The sequence below is a fragment of the Virgibacillus sp. MG-45 genome (genome assembly GCF_036409425.1).
Taxonomy (GTDB): Bacteria; Bacillota; Bacilli; order Bacillales; family Amphibacillaceae; genus LDC-1.
In genome coordinates this window covers 1-22791 of record NZ_JAXOFU010000008.1, presented here as the reverse complement: position 1 = coordinate 22791, position 22791 = coordinate 1, and the positions used below count along the sequence as shown (strand labels likewise).

At 34.9% G+C, this 22791-nt stretch carries 21 protein-coding genes; 2 read left to right on the top strand and 19 right to left on the bottom strand.

The window, feature by feature from the left end:
* Positions 1-94 precede the first annotated feature (94 nt).
* From SPK86_RS09865 to SPK86_RS09785, 17 genes are all read right to left on the bottom strand, one after another.
* A complete protein-coding gene (locus SPK86_RS09865; protein ID WP_330949260.1) occupies positions 95-1075 on the bottom strand; it encodes an NAD-dependent 4,6-dehydratase LegB in 981 nt (326 codons plus the stop codon).
* A gap of 342 nt (positions 1076-1417) precedes the next feature.
* Complete coding sequence (locus SPK86_RS09860; protein ID WP_330949259.1) at positions 1418-1957, bottom strand: sigma-70 family RNA polymerase sigma factor; 540 nt, start codon at positions 1955-1957, stop codon at positions 1418-1420.
* A 221-nt stretch (positions 1958-2178) separates the two neighbouring features.
* Positions 2179-3333 carry a DegT/DnrJ/EryC1/StrS family aminotransferase gene (locus SPK86_RS09855; protein WP_330949258.1) on the bottom strand — a complete coding sequence of 385 codons (1155 nt, stop codon included), beginning with the start codon at positions 3331-3333 and terminating at the stop codon, positions 2179-2181.
* 6 nt (positions 3334-3339) lie between these two features.
* Complete coding sequence (locus tag SPK86_RS09850; protein WP_330949257.1) at positions 3340-3975, bottom strand: acetyltransferase; 636 nt, start codon at positions 3973-3975, stop codon at positions 3340-3342.
* Positions 3968-4591: a sugar transferase gene (locus SPK86_RS09845; protein WP_330949256.1), complete on the bottom strand. Its 624-nt coding sequence runs from the start codon at positions 4589-4591 to the stop codon at positions 3968-3970. Before SPK86_RS09845 ends, SPK86_RS09850 begins: the two co-directional genes overlap by 8 nt.
* A 13-nt stretch (positions 4592-4604) precedes the next feature.
* Positions 4605-5840 carry a glycosyltransferase family 4 protein gene (locus tag SPK86_RS09840; RefSeq protein WP_330949255.1) on the bottom strand — a complete coding sequence of 412 codons (1236 nt, stop codon included), beginning with the start codon at positions 5838-5840 and terminating at the stop codon, positions 4605-4607.
* 5 nt (positions 5841-5845) lie between these two features.
* Positions 5846-6562, bottom strand: coding sequence for an acyltransferase (locus tag SPK86_RS09835; protein ID WP_330949254.1), 717 nt, complete (start codon positions 6560-6562; stop codon positions 5846-5848).
* Positions 6562-7653, bottom strand: coding sequence for a non-hydrolyzing UDP-N-acetylglucosamine 2-epimerase (gene wecB, locus SPK86_RS09830; protein ID WP_330949253.1), 1092 nt, complete (start codon positions 7651-7653; stop codon positions 6562-6564). The genes SPK86_RS09835 and wecB overlap by 1 nt, the downstream gene beginning before the upstream one ends.
* An 8-nt stretch (positions 7654-7661) precedes the next feature.
* A complete protein-coding gene (locus SPK86_RS09825) occupies positions 7662-8774 on the bottom strand; it encodes a DegT/DnrJ/EryC1/StrS family aminotransferase (RefSeq protein ID WP_330949252.1) in 1113 nt (370 codons plus the stop codon).
* A gap of 1 nt (position 8775) precedes the next feature.
* A complete protein-coding gene (locus SPK86_RS09820; RefSeq protein WP_330949251.1) occupies positions 8776-9885 on the bottom strand; it encodes a glycosyltransferase family 4 protein in 1110 nt (369 codons plus the stop codon).
* 15 nt (positions 9886-9900) lie between these two features.
* A complete protein-coding gene (locus SPK86_RS09815) occupies positions 9901-11022 on the bottom strand; it encodes a glycosyltransferase (RefSeq protein ID WP_330949335.1) in 1122 nt (373 codons plus the stop codon).
* Positions 11000-12274 (bottom strand): O-antigen ligase family protein, encoded by a 1275-nt coding sequence (locus SPK86_RS09810; RefSeq protein ID WP_330949250.1) that lies wholly within the window; start codon positions 12272-12274, stop codon positions 11000-11002. Before SPK86_RS09810 ends, SPK86_RS09815 begins: the two co-directional genes overlap by 23 nt.
* A 32-nt stretch (positions 12275-12306) precedes the next feature.
* Complete coding sequence (locus tag SPK86_RS09805; RefSeq protein WP_330949249.1) at positions 12307-13584, bottom strand: lipopolysaccharide biosynthesis protein; 1278 nt, start codon at positions 13582-13584, stop codon at positions 12307-12309.
* Positions 13585-13598: 14 nt separating this feature from the next.
* On the bottom strand, positions 13599-14936 hold the full coding sequence (locus SPK86_RS09800) for a nucleotide sugar dehydrogenase (RefSeq protein WP_330949248.1): 1338 nt from the start codon (positions 14934-14936) through the stop codon (positions 13599-13601).
* Positions 14937-14963: 27 nt separating this feature from the next.
* Positions 14964-15983, bottom strand: coding sequence for a Gfo/Idh/MocA family protein (locus SPK86_RS09795; protein WP_330949247.1), 1020 nt, complete (start codon positions 15981-15983; stop codon positions 14964-14966).
* Between the two features lie 30 nt (positions 15984-16013).
* Positions 16014-16955, bottom strand: coding sequence for a Wzz/FepE/Etk N-terminal domain-containing protein (locus tag SPK86_RS09790; RefSeq protein WP_330949246.1), 942 nt, complete (start codon positions 16953-16955; stop codon positions 16014-16016).
* Positions 16956-16971: 16 nt separating this feature from the next.
* Positions 16972-18795: a nucleoside-diphosphate sugar epimerase/dehydratase gene (locus SPK86_RS09785; RefSeq protein WP_330949245.1), complete on the bottom strand. Its 1824-nt coding sequence runs from the start codon at positions 18793-18795 to the stop codon at positions 16972-16974.
* Positions 18796-19338: 543 nt separating this feature from the next.
* Here SPK86_RS09785 and SPK86_RS09780 point away from each other — a divergent pair.
* A complete protein-coding gene (locus SPK86_RS09780) occupies positions 19339-20505 on the top strand; it encodes a C40 family peptidase (RefSeq protein ID WP_330949244.1) in 1167 nt (388 codons plus the stop codon).
* Positions 20506-20794: 289 nt separating this feature from the next.
* Here SPK86_RS09780 and SPK86_RS09775 read toward each other — a convergent pair whose 3' ends face one another.
* Both SPK86_RS09775 and SPK86_RS09770 read right to left on the bottom strand, forming a co-directional pair.
* On the bottom strand, positions 20795-21901 hold the full coding sequence (locus SPK86_RS09775; protein WP_330949243.1) for an RHS repeat-associated core domain-containing protein: 1107 nt from the start codon (positions 21899-21901) through the stop codon (positions 20795-20797).
* Positions 21864-22595 (bottom strand): RHS repeat domain-containing protein, encoded by a 732-nt coding sequence (locus tag SPK86_RS09770; protein ID WP_330949242.1) that lies wholly within the window; start codon positions 22593-22595, stop codon positions 21864-21866. Before SPK86_RS09770 ends, SPK86_RS09775 begins: the two co-directional genes overlap by 38 nt.
* Before the next feature lie 11 nt (positions 22596-22606).
* Here SPK86_RS09770 and SPK86_RS09765 point away from each other — a divergent pair, with 11 nt between their 5' ends.
* Positions 22607-22741 (top strand): hypothetical protein, encoded by a 135-nt coding sequence (locus SPK86_RS09765; protein ID WP_330949241.1) that lies wholly within the window; start codon positions 22607-22609, stop codon positions 22739-22741.
* The last annotated feature ends 50 nt before the right edge of the window (positions 22742-22791 follow it).

Sequence of the window (22791 nt, the reverse complement as noted above, 5' to 3'; positions counted from 1 at the left end):
ACTGATGACGATTTCACCTTTCTGGATGTTGCAAGCAATGAATGACTCGAGCAACATCCTCCTTCGTTAAATTAGAGCTACAAGGTTAGAACGCCTAGATGTTATAAATATCAGCTTTGTATTTATCTAAATGATCTTTAAAAAATGCAATCGTTTCAGCAAGTCCTTCTTCAAATGTATAATTCGGCTTCCAGTTCGTTAGTCGTTTAATCTTTTCATTAGCACCGAGTAATCTGTTGACCTCACTATTTTCCGGACGTAAACGCTCTTCATCACAGCGGATTTTTGCATTTGGATTAATTTGCTTGATAAGCTCTTCTGCTAATTGACCAATAGAGATTTCTTGCTGTGTCGCAATATTAATCTCTTCGCCTATCGTTTTATCTGTATTTGCGATTTCGATAAATCCATTAACCGTGTCTTTTACGTAATTAAAATCGCGCGTCGGTGACAGCGCACCAAGCTCAATTTCCTCTTTGCCTGCGAGCAATTGAGTAATAATCGTTGGAATGACTGCACGCGCTGATTGCCTTGGTCCATACGTATTGAACGGACGAACAATAGTAATAGGTAAATTAAAGCTACGATAAAAAGATTCTGCCAAGCGATCTGCCCCGATTTTCGTTGCAGAATAAGGCGATTGTCCTTGATATGGATGTTTTTCATCAATCGGAACGTACTGTGCTGTCCCGTAAACTTCCGATGTTGATGTAACAAGCAGTCGAGAAGTTTCTAGATCTCTAGCAGCCTGAAGCACATTTAACGTCCCTTTAATATTCGTATCTACATATGTATCTGGTGAATGATAGCTAAATGGAATGGCGATAAGCGCTGCTAAATGATGCACCTCATCCATCCCTTTCATCGCTTCCTTCACTCCATTCGGATCACGCACATCTCCTGTAAAAACTTCGACTTCCTTCATTATTTCTTTCGGAAGTGTATCTAGCCACCCCCACGTATTAAAGGAATTATAATAAGCAAACGCCTTTACCTTATGCCCTTTTTTTACAAGCTCTTCTGTTAAATGGCTCCCAATAAAGCCATCTGCTCCCGTTACTAATATATTTTTCATTATGTATGACACACTCCTAATACTAGTAAAATTCTATTCAACATTTTGTTTTCTATTAAAGCTATACGTCTATTATAAACCATCGTTCAACAATACGTCTTTCTTCTATTTTCGACATTTATTACGTTTTTCTTAAGGGAGTAGCTTAATAAAAGCCCATTAGTAAAATTAACTAAAATAATTGTACTTCCTTTTATTCGCCCGCACATGTAAAAACCGAAGCCATTATGGATAAGCTCCGGTTTTTAATGATTCCTCACACTCAGCAACGTGTATGCTATATGAAGTGATTAATCCTATTGGATAAGCTTGAATTTCACATGTAAAATGTTGACCATCATCTTATTCCTTTAACCATTTTTCGTTTTGAAGTTTCTTTCGTACTCCTCTACCCCAGCTTTTCACTGCTTCTACATGCACATTTTCTCGAACTGCAATTTCTTCGACTGACATGTCTTGAATTATATAGTAATCAATCCATTTCCACTGTTTGTCCGTAAGCATTGATTTAATTCTTTCCCACTGGACATCTTGAACAGACTCATTAGCTATTTCAACAAGCGGATATTTCTTATTCCCATAACGGTTACCATGATCTATGTTTATGATTTCTTCCTGGGTGATTTTGGCTTGACGTTCTCTTTGCCGGGCCTCTTTTTCTAGCAGGTCGATTAATCGGTAGCGGATAATATAGTTGAAGTATGTGGATAAGGGGCCTTTATCTGGTTGGTATTTCTGATAAGCGTTCCATAACGCGAACGTTCCCTCTTGAAAATATTCTCGCCATGGATCATTCCATATTCCTAATCTGTGCATTTGATAGTATACGCGATTCTTATTTTGCTCAAAGATATCCTCAAACGAAAATTTCGGCTGCTTCATATTGGAACTCACCTCCCCCATAATATATAATCTATAAAACTAGTCATATATTATGTTCTCCTTAGAGGACGCAAATCCCTTCAAAAATTTGTTAAATTGGTAAAAAATAACCATATAATTAGAACGGAACTAGATTTCATATAAAGAATTAGTCCAATAGAGAAGCTCTTCAAAGCAAATTCATGCTGAAGAGCCATTTATAATACGATTACTACTTAAATTCATTTTTTGAGCATATCTAGAACCATAGCTATCACTTTATTTTGTTGTTCTTCACTCAAATTTGATCCACTTGGCAAACAAAGACCATTTTCAAATAAGAAATCAGAAACACTATTCTCTACTTCATGAGGATAGTACAATAAACCTGCAAATAAAGGTTGTAAATGCATCGGCTTCCAAACAGGGCGTGCCTCTATATTTTCCTCAGCTAGCTTTTGGATAATTTCCGTTCTTGATACACCCGTTTGCTTCGAATCTATCGTTAAAGCTGTCAACCATCGATTTGATCGACTATTTTCTAATTCAGGTTGGAATGCTATGCCTGGTATGTCTTTAAATGCTTTATAATATCTTTCAAATACTGCACGGCGTTGATTCACTCGCTCATCCAAAACTTCTAACTGACCTCGTCCAATTCCCGCCACAATATTACTCATTCGGTAGTTATAACCTAGTTCACTATGCTGATAATGTATAGCCTGATCTCTCGCCTGTGTAGCTAAAAATCTAGCTTTTTGTAACATCTGTTCATCTTCTGAAATTAGCGCCCCTCCACCAGATGTAGTAATGATTTTATTACCATTGAATGAGAAAATCCCTATTTTACCCAAGGTTCCACTTTTCTTCCCTTTATATGTACTTCCTAATGATTCTGCTGCATCTTCAATCAGTGGAACATGATACGTATCACAAATTTCTTTAATTTCATCAACTTTGGCGCTTTGTCCATATAAGTGAACTACGATGACTGCCTTAGGCATTTCTCCCTTGCGTTTAGCATCTTCAAATGCTCGTTCTAATGCTTGAGGGGACATATTCCACGAATCAAGTTCAGAGTCGATAAATACTGGCTTTGCACCTTGATATATGATGGGATTTACACTAGCAATAAATGTTAAAGAAGAACAAAAAACGGTATCATTCCGCTCAACTCCTAACATTCTTAATGCTAAATGAATTGCTGCTGTTCCCGAAGTAACAACGGCAGTACCTGCTATATCATTATACTGAGCTAGTTCACGTTCGAAGCCCTCAACGTTATTACCAAGAGGTGCTATCCAATTTAAGTCGAATGCCTCTTGTATATACTTTTGCTCATTTCCACTCATGTGAGGAGATGAGAGGAAGATTCTATCTTCTTGTGGCATAACCATTACTAGTCATCTCTTTTCAATTGAATTTATTTCTCTTGCTGGAACCCCTACAGCGATAGTTTTACTATTAATGTCATTAATAACTACTGCTCCAGCCCCAATTGTCGTCCATTTCCCTATAGCTTTTGAAGGAATCACAGTAGATCCCGCTCCTATATGAGCCCCTTCTCCAACAGAAACCGAACCTGTTAATGTCGCACTTGGTGATACATGAACATAATTACCAATTTTATTATCATGTTCAATAATGGATCCAGTATTTATTATACAATGCTCTCCAATAATTGTATCCGCATTAATAACTACCTGGGGCATTATTACAGTTCCTCTACCGATATTTGCCGTTTTACTAATAGTTGCACTTGGATGAATCACTGTCGCAAATCGTTGTTCTGGAATTGATAATGAATTTACTAATCTTTTCCGCGTATCATTATTTCCTATAGCAATCAAGAACATATATTTATATACATCGATTTCTCTTAACAAAGAAGTATTAGAAAACGTTACCCCGTTAATGATATGCGTTTCATTGATAGCGTCATCTACAACTCCATATAATTCAAAGTTAGGTGTAGCTAATATAATATCTTTTATAACTTTACTATGTCCACCCGCACCTATTAAAATAATTTTATCCATTTGAAGATACCTTCTCACAATTATTTCCTTCGAATTTCTTCATAGGGGTCTGCTCGTCTTGATTAACACCCTCTGATTTTAAAACTTTCAAAGCAGTTAAAAATAGTATTTTTATATCTAACCAAAAGCTTCGATTATCGACATACCAAACATCTAATTTGAATTTTTCTTCCCAGCTAATTGCATTTCGACCATTCACCTGTGCCCACCCAGTAATACCTGGGCGCACTTCATGTCGCCGGGCTTGTTCTTGAGAATACAAGGGTAAATATTCCATTAACAACGGACGCGGCCCTACCAAACTTAAATCACCTTTCAAAACATTAAATAACTGAGGTAATTCGTCTAAAGATAATTTGCGTATAACCCTTCCTACCTTTGTTAATCGTTTGTTATCTGGAAGTAGTTGTCCATGTTGATCCTTTTCATCTGTCATTGTGCGAAATTTATACACATAAAAAGGTTTTCCATTTTTCCCTGGACGTTTTTGTTTAAAGATAATAGGAGACCCTAATTTATTCCTCACTACTAAAGCAGTAATTATAAGTATTACGGATAGAGCCAATACTAGAATGAAAGAAATGATAATATCAAATAATCTTTTAATAATGCTCACCTTCTTAAATCGATTATTTATTGTTTAAATCCTCAATCATTTGTTGTTCTAATATAGAAGCAAGAATATTCCATGAATGATTTTCTTCAACGTATTTCTTTCCATTAGCTCCTAGTTTTTTTAGGTTATCAGCATCAATCTCACTAAAGAAATTTACAGTTCCATCTACAAAGTTCCGTCTAATAACCTTCCCGCCATCTGCTAATTCCACCGGAGTACCATCTAAATCACACAATAACAATACCGGTAACTCGGAACCCATGTAATCGAATAACTTATTTGGACTTATCCCCCACTTAAATACAGGAGAATCTGCTAAAGGTAATAGACCAACATTAGCCTTTTTTAAAATACTTGGTATCATTTCTTTTGGAACCGAACTAATAAAATATATATTTTCTATTTTTTCATCTCTTGCTCTTGCAACTAATCTCTCTTTCTCTGTCCCATTACCAATTAATATAAATGAAACAGGAACATCTCTGTCTTGCAAGACTTTTGCACTATCAAGGATAACGTCTAAATTATTAGCTATGCCGTGTGCCCCTGTGTATATTCCTATTATTTGTCCCTCTAATCTTTGAAAAAGATTGTTAATTTCTTCAGACACTTCTATTCCATTAGAAGTTCTTTTTATGTCATAGCCATTTGGTATATAAAGAATTTTTTCTTTAGGAATTCCTTTTGTTTCAACATATTTAACTGCTTTATCAAATAAAACAATTACTTTGTCTGCTTTTTTAAAAAGAAATTTTTCAACTTTTGCCATCAAAATAATTAGAGGATTATATTCAGAGTATTTTCCAAGGTCTAAAAGAGTTTGTGGCCATAAATCACGTTCTTCAAAATAAAAAACACTTTTATAATGTCTTGAGATTTTATATCCAACATATGCCGCAAGCGGATGAACCAAGGATCCTATAACGATATCTGGTCTTTCTCTATGCTGCTTCCCAATTTTTAGAGACTTCCTTGTATACCCTAACATATTTAAAACTCTCTTATAGTCATTCTTTTTATAGGCAATAGTTTTTATCCAAATGAATTTTACTCCATCGTATTCCTTTTCTTTAAAGAAGTCATTTTCTTCTTTAAATTGCTCTTCCTCAAGTGTTTGATGATTATAAGAAGAAGCAAAAATAGTAACTCGATGGCCGTTTTTAACAAGTTGCTTCGCCAAATCAAAGTGCCTAGTTCCTCCACTACTATTCGGCCCTACTGCATAATGATTAAATATCCAGATATTCACACTCTCTACCTCTCTTGATTACGCAACAACTGCTCATCAGGTACATTACGTATTTTTTTAGCAGGTGAACCGACAACTAATTCTTCTCTATATACATCTTTAGTTACTACACTAGCAGCAGCAATAGTTCCATCTTCTTCAATAACTTTACCTGGAAGTATAGTTGCATTCGCTCCTATCCTACCACCTGTTTTTATAGTAACCCCTTTAAAATTGTTAAAACGTTCTTTCGTTCTTGCCATGTAGTTATCGTTCGTAGTTACAACACAAGGTGCGATAAATACATAATCTTCGATAGATGAGTATGCGGTGATATAACAATTCGTTTCTAGTTTGCAACGTTTTCCAACGGTACAATCATTTTCCACAGCAACTCCACGTCCGATTATTGTGTATTCTCCTACTTCAACTCTTTCACGTACCGTGGCTAGATCAGCTACAAAGACGTTATCACCAAGCTTACAATTCGCATAAATAATAGCAGAAGTTCCTATAGTAACTTCTGAACCAATAATAGCAGGAGGGAGTTGGTTTGTTTCTGGTAGGATTGAAGCTTTTGCTCTTGTTGGTTGTTTACCAATAACCGCGTTATCTTGAATGATGACATTATCCCCGATTTTCGTACCAGAATAGATCACTACATTATTTCCAATAATGACATTCTTTCCAAGAGTTACATTTTCTTCGATTACTACATTATTTCCAACTTGAGTATCAGCCATCACCTAACCTCCTCTGTCTCTATGTTAAAATGTGTTTTAATAATTTCAGTTATCTTTTTCCCCGCTCTTCCATCGCCATATAGATTATCAATATATTCTTGTGGTTGAAAAGATGTAATAGACTTAGCTAAATCATCCATTTGTGGATTAACTAACGTATTCCACCCGGTATTGATTGTTTCGACCCATTCAGTTTCATCTCTTAAGGTAAAACAAGGGACTTTTGCAAAGTACGCCTCTTTTTGAACTCCTCCGGAATCAGTTACAATTGCAAATGCATGCTTTTCTAATAAAAGCATTTCTAAGTATGATATCGGTTCAGCAATTGTTATGTTATCCGCTTGATTTAAGGTCTCTAATAAATTATATTCCTCCAATTTATTCTTAGTTCGTGGGTGAAGTGGAAGAAATACCTTATAGTTTATTTTAGTAAAAGCATCTACTATAGCAGTCATTCGTTCAATATTATCTGTGTTTTCCGCTCTGTGTATTGTTCCCAAGATAAATTGTTTGGATATTAAATCATAGTCCTCTAGTTGATGCTGTTCTTCAGCAAGATTCAAATTATACAATACCGCATCATACATAACATCGCCTATTTGATAGATACCTTGTATAATATTTTCTTTTCTTAAATTACTCACTGCTAAATCAGTTGGTGCGAACAAGACATCAGAAATGTGATCCGTCATTACACGATTGATTTCCTCAGGCATTTTCTTATTATAACTTCTTAGACCAGCCTCAATATGAATTACTGGAATGTGTAATTTACTGGCAACTAAAGCTCCGGCCAATGTTGAATTAGTATCACCATATACAACCATTGCATCTGGCTTTTCTATTTCTACCACTTCTTCAATTTTAATCATCATATTTGCGGTTTGTTTTCCATGCGCCATTGATCCGACACCTAAATCATAGTCAGGTTTAGGTATATTTAATTGTTCGAAAAACACACCTGCCATATTATAATCATAGTGTTGCCCTGTATTTACTAATACCTCAGTAAATTCTTTTCTAAGCTCGCGTGAAACAGCAGCTACTTTAACAAGTTGCGGTCGAGTTCCTGCTATAGTTAAGAGTTTCAAAAAATCACCTATTCCTTATAAAATTCAATAATCTTCTCAATGACATACGTTTGATCTTCTTGTTTTAATTCAGGATACATTGGTAATGACAATGCTTCTTCTGCTGCTTTTTCAGCTAGAGGAAAATCTCCTTTTTTATAGCCTAAATTCTCAAAAACCGGCTGCACATGAAGTGGCATCGGATAATATATCATCGAATCTATTCCGTTTTCTTTTAAGAATTGCTGCAATTCATCTCTTTTACTTACCCGAAGCGTATATTGATGAAAAACATGGTAGTTCCCTTCTTTTTCAACCGGAGTTGTGACAAAATTCGATATACCCTTTAGACCTTGCGAATAAAAAGATGCTCGTTCTCTTCTTTGTTTCCCGAAATCAGGCAATTTTTTAAATTTCACATTTAAAATAGCAGCTTGGATTTCGTCAAGTCTACTATTATAACCCAGAACATGGTGATAATATTTAGGCTTACTTCCATGAACACGTATCACCCTACTCTTCTCAGCAACACTATCATCAGAGGTAACGATCATTCCACCGTCACCATATGCACCCAAGTTTTTTGTTGGGAAGAAACTATATGTTGCTGCTGTACCAATTTCACCAGGTTTTTTACCATTATATTCTGCACCAATCGCCTGAGCCGCGTCTTCGATTATGGCAAGCTCGTATTTTTGTGCAATAACAGCTATTTTATCCATGTCAGCCATTTGTCCATATAAATGTACTGGAATAATGGCTTTTGTTTTATTAGTAATTGCATCTTCAATTTTTTCAGGATCAATATTAAATGTTATAGGATCAATATCAACAAATACTGGTACTGCACCTGCTCTTACAATGGAACCTGCAGTGGCAAAGAAAGTAAATGGTGTAGTAATTACTTCATCTCCTTCTTTTATTCCTGCAGCTTGTAGTGCGATATGTATTGCATCTGAACCATTTCCAACACCAATTCCATTCGAAACATTACTGAATTGTGCAATATCATTCTCTAACTTCTTAACATGACTACCTAATATAAATTGTGATGAGCCAATAACTTCATCAATGGTCTGAAGCATCTCATCTCGCATGTTGCTATATTGTTCTGATAAATCAAGCATTTTTACTTTTCTCATACTATTTAATCTCCTTCTCCAAATCATTGTATAATTGGATTAGTTTTTCGCTTTCCCTTTCCCAATTATACTTCTCTTCTACAGCCCTTCTACCGTTCTCTCCCATTTTTTGCGCCTCAATGGGGTTATCTACTACCCACTGTATAGCTTCTGCTATTTCCTCTACGTTCAGGGGATCTACACATATTCCGCAGTTATTTCCTTCAATAATTTCCTTCCATAACGGAAAATTTGAAGCAATTACGCAAACTCCTGCTGCCATGTATTCGAACATCTTAATTGGTAAAGAGTCCACATAATTTTTTTTTGGCTCCAAAACAACTAAACCAGCTAAAGAACGATTTAAGATATTCTTAATTTCTTCTCTTCCAACAAACCCATAAAAGTTAACACTTGACCAACCTTCGTGCTTTTTAAGTTCAGTTTCTTCTCTATCACTTTGAAAATTCCCTGCTAACTCTAATATTGCATCTGTTTTCGAAATCGCTTTTATCATTGCATAACTTCCACGACTTTCTGATATACCCCCAATATAAGATACTAAATATGGAGGGTTTTTTAATCGATTATTATTACTAAACAATTCAAATGAAATCGGATAATTATTTACATTTATAACCATAGGATTAAGATTATGAAATCTTTGTCTAATATATGGAGTTGCACAAATTAAAGCATCAAAGAACCTCACAGAATAATTTTCATACTTTTCAAAAGAAAAAGAAATGATTTTTCTAATATAAATAGGTATCCAATGTTTAGTAAGTATTTGTCTAGGGACGTCTTCGTGTATATCATAAAATACAACTTTTCCACTTTTTTTTAATTTTTTACCAACCGGTATTAACTCTGGATCATGAAAGTGATAGATATCAGCATCAATCTCTTCACACTTTTGAAGGATTCGCTTTGAAAATCGAAAAAATCTATCCAAACGATTAGTATAGTTATTACTTATTCCATGTACTTTAACAGAATTTTTCTGGTAACTATTTGAAGACGGAGCTATTAAATTTACTTCATGATTTTCTTGTGCAAGATATGTGCATTCTTTAAAGAAAATCCTAATATCTTCTGGTTTGTGTACAGAAGTCAAATGGCATATTTTCATTTTCATCAATCCCAATTATTTATAGTCACTACTATAGGCTGAAATTAAATTCTTTTCTTGTTTCTCCCAACAGTAATTGCGTGCCATTTCACGTGTGTTTTTTCTATATTCCATATATTCTTCATCAGAAACTATTTTCTTAACAACTTTAATCAAATCATTTACAGTTAAATCACCTAATACCCAACCAACCGCATTACTCTGAACCATGTATCCTAATTCAGGCAAATTATTTGTAACAACCGGTAATCCAGCCATAATATATTCAAAAAATTTATTTGGTAAGGCATATGAATGGTTTAAGCAAGAATCTTCTAATAATGCAAAACCTATGTCTGCAGAAACTGTATAATCAAGCACAATTTCAGGGTTAACAGCTTCATGATAAAATATATTATCGTATTTCTTTTCATAATCTTTTACAAGTTCCTGTAAAACACCATTTCCCATTATAACTAATACAGCATTAGTCTCTAATAGATTAGAAAAAGATTCTAGTAATAATTCTATTTGTCTGCCACTTGCTAAAGCTCCTTGATACAAGAAAATTCTTTTTTCTTCACCAATATTAAACCTCTCTCTAAATAAATCAGACCTTTTAACGCTTCTGTAGTTTGGACAGTTTAAAACTAATTTAGGCTTTGATATGTTATACAATTTAACATATTCATTTGCAATACTTGGACTAACAGTTATTACAGAATCAGTTTTTTTAATTAACAATTTCTCAGTCATTTTCATTATCTTTTTTCGGAATTTCCCAAGACCTTTAACTTCTGTTTGATATTCATGTGCATCATAAACTATATTAATATTCTTATTTAGAATTTTCATTAGAACCGCTAAAGGTAACGGTCCTAAATCATTAACATGAATAAAATCTACCTTTTTATATACTTGAAGAACCTTTATTGAAAATTCGACATATTTTATTATTTGAAACAAAAAGTGTTTAGATAAGTTTCTTGTTTTTAACTTAACGCGATGGACATGAACACCGGATTGAATATCAAATTCCTTAAGGTTTTCTTCATAAAGAGCCACAACCTTGACCTCATATCCATTGTTCTCCAAAGAAATCGCTTCTTTTAAAACTCTAGAATCATTAACAAAGTTATTTAGAACTATTGATATCACTTTCAAGTCTAACCACTCGCCTCTCATAAACTGGAATCAAACAGTAAATTAGTAAAATCAACCAAAATATATTCGTAGAAAATATAGAATTAGCAGATTGGATTAGAAAAAATAATACGATTAAATAAATAATCATATAATCAATACTCAATCTGCTTAATAGACTTCTAAATATAGGAATAACAAGGAGTGTTATCATAACTAATAAACCGATTATTCCCGAATATAAGAACGCTGATAGTAGGGGATTATGGGGATATTCTTCATAACCAGGGCCAATGTATTTCTCTCCATAGAAGGATAGATAGGAAAAACCTTCCCCAAAAATAAACTCAACAATATTAAAATCCTTCATTAGCAAAATCCCATCTTCCAGCCTACTAGTTCTACTACTCAGACTGCTTGATATATCCTCTAATGTAGAAAATCTATATCGAAGCTTTTCAAATTCATAACTGTTAGTTATTGAAAGGTTAAATTGAGTTTTAAATATTATAATAAATGAAATACAAATTAATACTAATGTTAGTATCAATTTCTTATTTTTCCTACTAGTATTGTTTTTTAACCTTTGTAAAAATCGATACATTAATAGGAATACAAGAAACAGTAACACAATCCACCCTCGACGAGAACCTGAAAATAAAATCGCTAATGAAATAATTAGACTTGAAACTACTCCATATACTTGCATAATTGTCTGCTCAGATTTCTTTATTAAATATGAGGTAGCAACTAAACCAACTAGCATTGCTAAGGCAAACATATTGTAGTCTGGCATTAATGCAGTTCCCCATGGATAAGGTCTCCCTTCAACTTCAAAATATTGGATATGTTTATTATTTAGTAAAGAATAATATTTAAAAAGAGATATTAAAGCAAAAAATAAAGAAACATGTGCATATATTATTAAAAATCTCTTCACAGTTTCAGTATACTCCTGAATTGTAAATTTCCCTGTAGATAACACCATTAGCAAGAGTGAAAAAATTCCAATCAAATCATTAATTACAGTATTGTATAAAACACCCTCACTATTGAATACACCAACAATATATGTAGTAATTGATAAGTACATAATTATCATAAATACATTATTTTTAATTGAAACGCTTTTGTTTAATAAAGAGTATCCCCAAAATGCTAAAATAGAAATTGAATATAAAGGAAATCCATAAGGAAATATTAATCCCACTAATGCTATCACATGTATTAAAACTAAAAAATTTATACGGTATTTCACTTGATCCATAAACTCACTCTCATTTCACCCGACAATATAACTTATTCAACTCCTTTTATTGCCCCATAGACGCTTAATCTATATACAATAAACAATAGTAACAGATAATGAAATAATAAACATAGTGTATTAAAGATGAAAAAACTCTTAACTTCTAGATTGTTTAAATAAGAAACAAAGAATACAATAAATGAGATAAATAAATTCCCAACTTGCCAATATAAGAGCAACTTTTGTCTTTCAAAGACGATTAATATATTGCTTAAAGGACTTGCTATAAATCGTATAAAGAACAGCGGCAGTAAATACTTCATGTAAAGGCCTGCCTCAATCCAATCCTTTCCAAAAATAATACTAACAAGTTCTTCTGAAAAGAAAAATAAAAAAGTAAAAGGAATTAAAGAAATTAGAATTAGCTTTTTAAATGTTGAATTAAATGTATCCTTAACTAATCCAGTTTTATTTTTTTCTTCACTTGCTTTTTGAAGAAAAACTTGTCCGATTGATGTACCAATCATTGTGGTAGGTAATCCCAAAGTTCTATTCACTAAAGAGTAATGTCCTAAGGTTTTAGTAGAATATAAGATAGGTATAAAAATATTAGTCAAATGAATAGCTAAATTGTTCGATAAAGTAGCTATTAAAGAGTATTTAGGAAAATCTGAATATCTTTTACCTAATCTTATTATTTCACTCAGTTTTATATATGAATACCATCCTTTAATTTCTAATACTCTTTTTAGTAGCCTTGTATTTGCAAAAATATGAGAAATAATTTGACCATAAATCAACCCACTAACACCATATTTCAAAAAACCCAAACCCAATTGAACGGCAGCTAAAGATACAGACTTTATTACCCTTACTCTAGCAATAACACCAAAGCTCTTCATTCTAGTATTTAAATGATTTAACGCATTAAATAATCCAATAAAAAACACTACCAGAGGAATAAAGTATAGCCAGTTCCCTATATCTGGATTATCTAAAAGACGGATTATACTGGTATGAAAAACAAGTAATATTATTGTCAACATGATACTTATTAAAGTGGCTATTAAAACTGACAACGCTACTAGATTAATGGACTCTTTATCGTCGCTAGGTAAGACTATCGCCATATCGTACCTCGCATTAGCAACCGAACCTAATATTGCAGTTATTGCCACAAACAACGCCAATACCCCAAAATCTTCTGGGGTATATAAGCGTGTTAGTATAGGTGAAATAGCTATCGGAATCGCTTGTGCTATTGTAGCGCCTGTCATTAATTTAATCACATTTTTGTTAAAGTCATTTGACATTATTCGTTTCAACATAAATACCAACTCAATTATAGTTTATAGTAATTAGTATAGGTTGTATCTATTTTTATAGAGTTTCTAGTATCAAAAATGACTTTTGAATGATTTAATATATTTTCGTAATCAAAATCACTATGATCTGTAGCAATTAAGACTAAATCCGCATTCTTAATCATTTCAACATTAGCTTCTTTTACAGGATTTAATAAACTGTTTTTATACTTAAATTCTTTGACATATGGATCTACTACTGTCCAATCAGCACCTGCATTTTCTAGTTTTTCCAATATAGGTAAAACAGGAGATTCACGATAATCATCTATATCTTTTTTGTAAGCTACTCCTAGCACAAGGATATTCGAACCATTTAGAGCCTTACCTTCTTTATTCAAAATCTCCATTACTCGTTTCACTACGTAATCTGGCATTTCGTTATTAATTTCACCAGCTGTTTCAATTAGCTTTGTATGGTAATTATATTCACGTGCTTTCCATGTTAAATACCAAGGATCGATTGGAATACAGTGACCACCTAATCCAGGTCCTGGATAAAATGGCATAAATCCATATGGCTTAGTCGCAGCAGCATCAATGACTTCCCAAACATCAATACCCATTTTATTACATAGAACTGCCATTTCATTTACAAGTCCAATATTAATATTACGGAAGGTATTTTCTAATATCTTCTCCATTTCTGCTACTGCTGGAGAAGAGACTTCATGAATTTCTCCTTCTAACACATTTCGATACATTGTAGCAGCTACCTTTGTACAATTTTCAGTTATTCCACCAACAACCTTTGGTGTGTTTTTTGTCTTAAATTGTTTGTTTCCTGGATCAACTCTTTCAGGTGAAAACGCAAGGAAAAAATCTTCCCCACATGTTAATCCGCTTTGTTCTAAAATAGGTTTTAATACTTCTTCGGTAGTACCTGGATAAGTAGTACTCTCTAAAACTACTAATACGCCTTTTTGAAGGTACTTTGCAATCTCTGTCGCTGAACTCTCTACATATGATGTATCTGGCTGTTTATACATATCTAATGGTGTAGGAACAGCAATTGCAACTGCATCAACATCTTTAATTAACGAATAATCTGTTGTCGCTGTGAAGTGTTTATTTTCAACAATTTGCCTTAATTCGGCGTCTACTACATCACCAATATAATTGTTTCCTCTATTTACTTCATCCACACGCTCTTGTTGTATATCGAATCCAATTACATGATATCCTGACTTTGCTTTTTCAACTGCTAACGGTAATCCAACATAACCTAAACCCACAACACCAATTACTGCGGTTTTGTTGTTTAATTTTTCTAAGAGTTGTTGAACATTTTCTTCGCTTCTTGTTTTTGTAGTCATTAGAATTCCTCCATTAGGTAGATGTGTTTATAATTCAACCGTTTTTCCAGTTTTCGATGATTCGTAAATCGCTAACACTACTTCAACAGCTTTTTTACCGTCTTCTAGCGTTATGTATGGCTCGCGATCCTTCTTAATTGCGTCTATCATATCTTCTACAATAATTTGATGCCCGTATCCATAAACCGTCGGCGGATTCCCTTGTTGCTCCTTTATAATAGCATCTTCTTCCTCTGAAAAATCCTCACTAAAGCGCCAGTTTTCAATCTTATTTACTGCGATTCCACCGATACATACTGTACCTTTTTCACCAAATAAGTTTAAAGTTTCTTCTAAATTAGTAGGATAAATCGTTCCAGCCCCTTCAACAACACCAAGTGAGCCACTTTCGAATTCTATGATCGCTGTACCTACGTCCTCCATCTCAATATCACGAAAGCGAGTAGTTGTTTTTCCAGTTACTTTCTTTACGGATCCCATCATCCAGATTAATAGATCGATATTATGAATACATTGGTTCATAAGGACACCGTCTTGCTGTTCAATTTTACCTCTCCACTCATCTTGTCCATAATATCGCTCATCACGGTTCCAACGAATACTAGCAACGCCATGTGACATTGATCCGAATTTCCCAGCTTCAAAGGCTTTTCTTGTTTTTTGTACTGCTTCATTAAAGCGGTTTTGGTGCACAGCAGTAGCTTTTACTTTATGTTTTTTAGCAGCTTGAATTATTCGTTCTGCATCTTCTACAGTAGTAGCAATCGGCTTTTCGATCATTACATGCTTTCCAGCTTCGATTGCTTTTATCGCTAGATCAGCATGAGATGCGTTTGGTGTACATATATTGACAACATCTATACTTGAATCTTTTAGCATTTCTTCCACTGATTGAAACAAATTCGTTATCTTGTTTTCCTTCGCCATATTATTTAATCGTTCAGAATCAATATCGCATAATGCATAAAGCTCTGCACCTTCTGCATTATGTATCGCTTCCACATGTTTCTTGGCAATTCTTCCACAACCTACTACAGCAAATTTCATTTTTGTCGCCTACCTTTTAGATATGAGATTTTATTTATTCTTTTTCAATTCCAAATACGGTTTAATGAATACAACGAATACACTAATCATAAATCCTAACACTAAAGCCATAGCTACATTTAACACTTTATTAGGAGCAATTGGATTCTTCGGCACAAATGCTTCCGAAAGCACATTCGAACTAATATCAACAATATTCATTGTAGAAATACTTCGGACCTCATCATACTTATCACTATAAAAATTATACAAGGAGGTTAAATTATTTATCTTTTTGTTTATTTTTTCATATTTTACTTGGTCACTTTTATCTAAGTTTTTTAATTCTTCAAGCAAGACTTCGTTTGCCTCAAGCATATAATTTCCACTAGCGGCATTTTGTTGAAAGAGTAGTAGAGTAGGTAAACCTTCCCCAGCATTTATTTCGTTAAACTCATTTACAGCCTGAGCTAATTGCTCATTTTCTTCTTCCATCTTCGTTTTATATTCATTTTCCATTACCGTTAATCTTGATTGTATGTTTGCCCCTAACTGTTCGCGTGTAATCTGAACTGCACTATCAATCACAGATTTAATCTTCTCTTTATCTGTTCCTTCCATAGAAACAGTAATTAAAGAACTTGTTTCATCTTTCGGCAACTGAACTGTTAAGCTGTTTTGCAATTGCGAAACAGTTGAATCCAATTTCTCTGTTTCAATAATTTTTTCGATTACTACTGTAGACTTCATTGTCTGATTAAATATCTCTGGCTTTGTCATCTCATTTATATATGGTTGAATTGTTTCGGGTACTGCTGACACATTATGTACTGTCACCTTTGCAGTTCCCTTATATACTGGATCTGCAATAACAAAACTATAAATTGCACTAAGCACAAAAAAGGCCAACGTAATCCCAATAATTATCCATTTGCCATTCCATAACTTCTCTATTATTTCTTGTAAACTAATTGTCTCTTCCATTTCATTCATATCTTTTCCCCACTTACTATACTTTTTCTAGTTTTTTTGGATTCGCTGTATCAATGAGAAGCTTCTTCAATGCTTCTTCTGATAAATCCTGGAATCCTGTAAGAATTTCATTTACGACAGAAAAATCTGTCCCGTTTGTTTTACCGATATAAATTTTTTCAAAAACCTGTTTGGAATGAACTTCATTTTCATTTAATAGCTCTTCATACATTTTTTCACCCGGACGTTTCCCAGTGAAATGAATGGTAATTTCGTCTTCTGAAAGTCCAGAAAGCTTAATTAAATTTTTCGCAAGGTCGACGATTTTTACCGGCTCACCCATATCGAGCACGAAAATTTCCCCACCACGGGCTAACGTCCCAGCTTGAATAACCAACCTAGAGGCTTCTGGAATCGTCATGAAATAACGTGTCATTTCTGGATCTGTAACTGTAATCGGGCCACCGTTTGCAATTTGCTTTTTAAACAATGGAATAACACTGCCGCGACTTCCAAGTACATTCCCGAAGCGAACCGCTACAAATTTTGTATTGCTTCGTTGACTCAAATCCTGAATAACCATTTCAGCAACACGCTTTGTTGAACCCATGATATTCGTCGGATTAACCGCCTTGTCTGAAGAAATAAGAACGAATGTATCTACCCCAAACGTATCAGCTGCCTCTGCAACATTTTTCGTTCCAAGGACATTATTCTTCACTGCTTCTCGTGGGTTATATTCCATTAATGGTACATGCTTATGTGCTGCTGCATGATATATTTTCGATGGCCGATACATTTCCACAATTTCAAACATCCGTTGTCGATCCTGCACATCACCAATAACAGGTATTATTTCTGTATCGACGCCACCAAATTTCTCGCGAAGCTCCATTTCAATCGAATAAATACTATATTCCCCATGCCCTAATAGTACTATTTTACTAGGCGTAAAGCGCATGAGCTGTCGGCAAATCTCCGAACCGATCGAACCTCCTGCACCTGTCACTAGAATGGTAGCATTCGTCACATTCTTCGAAATCGCTTCAATATCTAAGTTTACTGGTTCTCGTCCAAGCAAATCTTCTACCTCAACATTTTTCAATTGGCTCACGGACACTTTCCCAGTCATAATATCTTCTATTTTGGGGATCATCTGTGTTTTAGCATTTGTTTTATTACATTCCTGAATAATACGATTTAGCGCACCATTTCGTAAGGATGGAATCGCAATGACAATATGCTCAATGCTTTTCTTTTCTACGATTTGCGGAATATCTGTTACAGTTCCTAAAACAGGGATGTTATACAGTTGCATTTTTTGCTTTGATAAATCATCATCCACGAATGCAACTGGTTGAAGCTCTGATTGCTGGTGATTATTTTTCAACTGTCTTACTATCATTGCACCAGCAGAGCCTGCTCCTACAATTAAAGTACGTTTCTTATCCATTACTTCTGTTATGTACCGATCACGGAAGATTCGCCACACAAAGCGAGATCCACCGATTAAAATAATATGTAGCATCCACGTTACGATTAACGCCCGGCGATACAGCGAAAAGTCATTTGCAAAGTATTGCACAACTCCAGCTGCTACGATTGATAATGTGATTGATTGCACAATCGCTACGAGCTCACCGACACTCGCATAGGCCCACACTTTATTATAAAGTTTATAAATGAATGCAAATAAATGATGAAATAATAAAAGCGCAATGGCACTAGTAATTAAAGCAGGCATGTTAAAAACCGATGTATCCATGTTCGGATAAACGATCCAGGCCGCAATAAAAATCGCCGTACTGACAATGAAAGAATCCATCAGAACTAATAATGCCATTCTTAATTTATACGACAACCTTGAACCCCCCTTAAATAGGCATAATAAAACAAGTAAAATGACAAATTTCGCAAACAAATTTTATTTCATAATGTCTATTAGAATAATAGCACATTTACACTTTCCTTTATATGGCTTTTTCGAAATTCCTTGTTGAATTATGACAAAAATAGACAAAATACCAGATGTACTGTTTCACCAATCTCATATCTTGCACCTTTATTATACGCCCTAGGCTATGCAATTTTATGTATGCATTTTAAAAAGCATATTTGCACCAATCTTATTATACTATCTTACAAAAAATTCACAATAATAGTAGACAGAGTATAAATTAAAATATTTCTATCGTTATTCTGAAGGGAATGCACGGTTTATAAGTGATTTTAGTACTTTTAATTAGCGTGCTTCGGTTTTTTCGACAATAATTGGAAAAGAAAGTTGCTTTCTGCTTTTATCATGCTACAATTAGGTTAAATCTAGCAAATTTTGTTAAAAACCGATATAATAATAGAACTTTCTGTATACATGAAATACATTACATGAAGGGAGTTTTGTCCATTGTCGAATAAAAAAATGTACATGTCCGTAACTGCTAGTGCTGTGATTGCTTCCAGTATGTTAGCTGCACAGGAAGCAGAGGCTGCCTCTTACAAGGTTCAGCCAGGTGATTCATTGTGGACGATTGCCCAAAAATATAATACAAGTGTTGCTAACTTAAAGAAGGTTAATAGCCTTACAAGTGATCTTATCTATCCGAACCAACTACTCAAAACAACAGCTACAGACAATCAGACACCGAACAAAAACAATAAACCAAACAATCAACCAGCAAAACCCACACCTTCGAAAACAACTACATATACCGTAAAAGCTGGGGATACGCTAAGCGGAATTGCAAGTAAGCATAAGATTTCACTGTCTGAATTAATGCGTTTGAATAACCTAAATTCTACGTTGATTTATCCTGGCAATGTCTTCGTTGTCAGCAAGTCTACTACGGATACTGGAAACAAAGGGAATGCTAGCTCTAACGCAAGTAGTGGAAATAGCAGTGGAACTACTAATTCTGGTAAAGGGCAAGTCGCCTCTTCCTCTGTTTACGTTGTTAAATCAGGTGATACACTATCAGCAATCGCAGCACGTAATGGGGTAACTGTCGCCAACTTAAAAAAGTGGAACAAGCTAAAATCCGATCTCATTTTAATCGGGCAGAAGCTAACAATTGGTGATGGTAAACCTTCTTCTAGTAGCGGTTCTTCCACAGCGAACGGTTCAACTGAAAGTAATAGCGCTACGAATGGCAATACAGTGAACACCGGTTCAACTGAACAAAATGAAAAACCAAGCGCTAATGTTAGTTATAATGTAAATAAGCTTACGAATGCAGCTGAAAACCTTATCGGCGCTCCATATTTGTGGGCAGGTTCTTCACCTGAAGGGTTTGACTGTAGTGGCTTTATTTATTATGCATATAAAGACGCCGGAATGGGCATCAATCGTCTATCAACCGACGGCTATTATAATCGCTCCTTTTATGTGAATAAACCACAAATCGGAGATCTTGTATTCTTCTCTGGTACTTATCGAGCAGGCATTTCACATATGGGAATCTATGTCGGAAACAATGAATTTATCCACTCCGGAACATCTACCGGTGTAACAAAATCGAATCTAAACAGTAACTATTGGAAAAAACACTTCGACGGCTTTAAGAGATTCTACTAATTGTAGGATAATTTAAGATGGAACCTCTAACCAATGTGTGAGTTCCAAATCGAGTGTATTAAAATACTCTTGTTCTTCATAGGACACGCCTCTTTCTAAAGTGAGATAATGTGGTCGGGAAACCAATCTTATCTTACAGTGAATAGAGGCGTTTTTGGTTTTGCTAAAGGCTTTTGGAACTTCTTGCATAGTCGCTATTTGAATTATCATTTGTAAGTGCTTTTCATTCGTCATTCCACCCCATGAAAAAAGCCTTAAAAGAATTAATCTCCTAAGGCTTCATTAACTATTATAATTCACATAAATCTGAGAAGATAGCCCAAGATGGTTGGGATGCACTCAATGGAATTTCTGAAACAAAACCCTCTCTCGGAAGCTGTTTATAAAATTGATTTTCTCTTACGATTGTACCATCCGAAAATTCATAGTACATTAATCCATTCGGATCTGCATCTGTATTCAAATGTCTTATTCCTGAGAAACTCTGTTCTCCACTTTTCATCAATTGCAGGTAATCATTTACCGTTAATGGATTATCAAAGAATATCGCATTGTAGGACCCCTTGGCCCATGTATAAAACGTGTTAAACGTTGCATTTTCTGGTATCTTATAATGTTTAGATAGAAATGCTTGGTTCCCCTTTGCGATTGCAGAAGCCGAAATGCTTTCTTCCCAACTCACTATTCCTTCGGCTACATATTGCACAGATTCATCGTTCGCAACTATTTTTGAACCAAAATCAATCGTTCCGTCTGGATAGAGTCTATACAACGTCTTCGTATAATCATAATACCATGTATCCCTTGCATCAATTTCATAATAAACTGTTAAGTATCTTTGATTATCCGTGACTTGTTTTCGTACGTCTGAACCATAAGTCCTTTCATAATTTTGATAAGTCCAAGACTCCTCGCTCATTCTAGTTTGATTGTCTCGATTAGTTTCGAAATTATCCTGACGAGCTTTTACCCAATCCGGAATTCCTGATGTATCAAAATTTTCAGCAACCCGCCCAGTTGGATCCCAATAATTGACCGGATTATTCATCACATACGAATAACGATTCTGTGTTAATGGCGTATTGAGCTCTCCTGCATACGTATCCTCTTGTAAAAATCTAGCTGTTGATGGATCATACATACGCGCTCGCATATCAATTAAACCGACATCTTGGTCATAGCTATGACCTGTATAACTATTCGTATTAAATGGTGCAGTTATTCCATTTACAAGCCCACCAAATACGTCATAGCGATAGCTTTGAATTTCTGCACCATGCCGATCAGTCAATTCACTTACGGTTGACATCCCATCATAATGATAGTACATCAAGCCTCCAGTAGTTTTCATTGTTGGATCATGGCCTGGGATGCTGCGTCCATGGTAACCAAACATCTTTTGTGACACAATTCGATTGTTCGCACCAAGCATATGGTGAACCAGACGGACTATATTCTTTGTGAACAAGATGGCTTAAGCCTTCATAAAGGTAACGTGTTTCCACGACCTCCATTTTTTTCTTGCCTTGTCCCTGTTTATATAACCCCCAGGCATTTACTTTTCCTGGATGATTGTCTGTTCCAACACCATTTCCATTTCCTTTACCATTTCCTTTACCTGGATTATCTTTATTAACTCCATGACCTTTGCCCGGGTTATCTTTGTTGAGCCCATGGCCTTTGCCTGGATGTCCTTCCCCATTTGGTTTTCCAAGTGAACGCCACATGCCACTTTCACGATATACTTTGCGATCAAGAGCATCATAACCATACGTAACATAGCTATCATCCCCGAACATCACTGCACGAATGCGATTTGCAGCATCGTACGTATAGGATCTTTGTTCAAACAAATTGGTTTCTTCAATGACGTTACCATTCGCATCATATTTCAAGGTGCGGTCATCTGTTTTTGTTAATTGATTATTTTCTTTGTAATAGTATTTCTTAATTTCACCGTCGACTTCTTCTGTCAAGCGATTGCCTACAGCGTCATACGTATATGTTACATAATCTGCAGGTTCTACCACGTATTTCGGCTTTTCTGGAAAACCTTCTTCCCTATTCGTTCCTTCATCAGGACCAAGCATTGTGTTGCCACTTGAATCAGAATTCTCAATTGGCTTTTCGAGTTTCGGCGGTTGTTGATCGAATTGGGGTGGTTCTTGATCGAATTGAGGTGATTCTTGATCGAATTGGGGCGGTTCTTGATCGAATTGGGCTGCGCTTGAGGTAGTGTCAAGAATTCTGTGTAAGCATTATTTTTTCATTCTCCGTCAAGAAAAT

Coding starts and splice junctions, on each gene's coding strand:
- SPK86_RS09865 (WP_330949260.1), bottom strand. CDS start 1,075: ATGAAAAATATATTAGTAACGGGAGCAGATGGCTTTATTGGGAGCCAT.
- SPK86_RS09860 (WP_330949259.1), bottom strand. CDS start 1,957: ATGAAGCAGCCGAAATTTTCGTTTGAGGATATCTTTGAGCAAAATAAG.
- SPK86_RS09855 (WP_330949258.1), bottom strand. CDS start 3,333: ATGGTTATGCCACAAGAAGATAGAATCTTCCTCTCATCTCCTCACATG.
- SPK86_RS09850 (WP_330949257.1), bottom strand. CDS start 3,975: ATGGATAAAATTATTTTAATAGGTGCGGGTGGACATAGTAAAGTTATA.
- SPK86_RS09835 (WP_330949254.1), bottom strand. CDS start 6,562: ATGGCTGATACTCAAGTTGGAAATAATGTAGTAATCGAAGAAAATGTA.
- SPK86_RS09825 (WP_330949252.1), bottom strand. CDS start 8,774: ATGAGAAAAGTAAAAATGCTTGATTTATCAGAACAATATAGCAACATG.
- SPK86_RS09820 (WP_330949251.1), bottom strand. CDS start 9,885: ATGAAAATATGCCATTTGACTTCTGTACACAAACCAGAAGATATTAGG.
- SPK86_RS09810 (WP_330949250.1), bottom strand. CDS start 12,274: ATGGATCAAGTGAAATACCGTATAAATTTTTTAGTTTTAATACATGTG.
- SPK86_RS09805 (WP_330949249.1), bottom strand. CDS start 13,584: ATGTTGAAACGAATAATGTCAAATGACTTTAACAAAAATGTGATTAAA.
- SPK86_RS09800 (WP_330949248.1), bottom strand. CDS start 14,936: ATGACTACAAAAACAAGAAGCGAAGAAAATGTTCAACAACTCTTAGAA.
- SPK86_RS09795 (WP_330949247.1), bottom strand. CDS start 15,983: ATGAAATTTGCTGTAGTAGGTTGTGGAAGAATTGCCAAGAAACATGTG.
- SPK86_RS09790 (WP_330949246.1), bottom strand. CDS start 16,955: ATGAATGAAATGGAAGAGACAATTAGTTTACAAGAAATAATAGAGAAG.
- SPK86_RS09775 (WP_330949243.1), bottom strand. CDS start 21,901: ATGTTTGGTTACCATGGACGCAGCATCCCAGGCCATGATCCAACAATG.
- SPK86_RS09770 (WP_330949242.1), bottom strand. CDS start 22,595: ATGCTTGGTCCTGATGAAGGAACGAATAGGGAAGAAGGTTTTCCAGAA.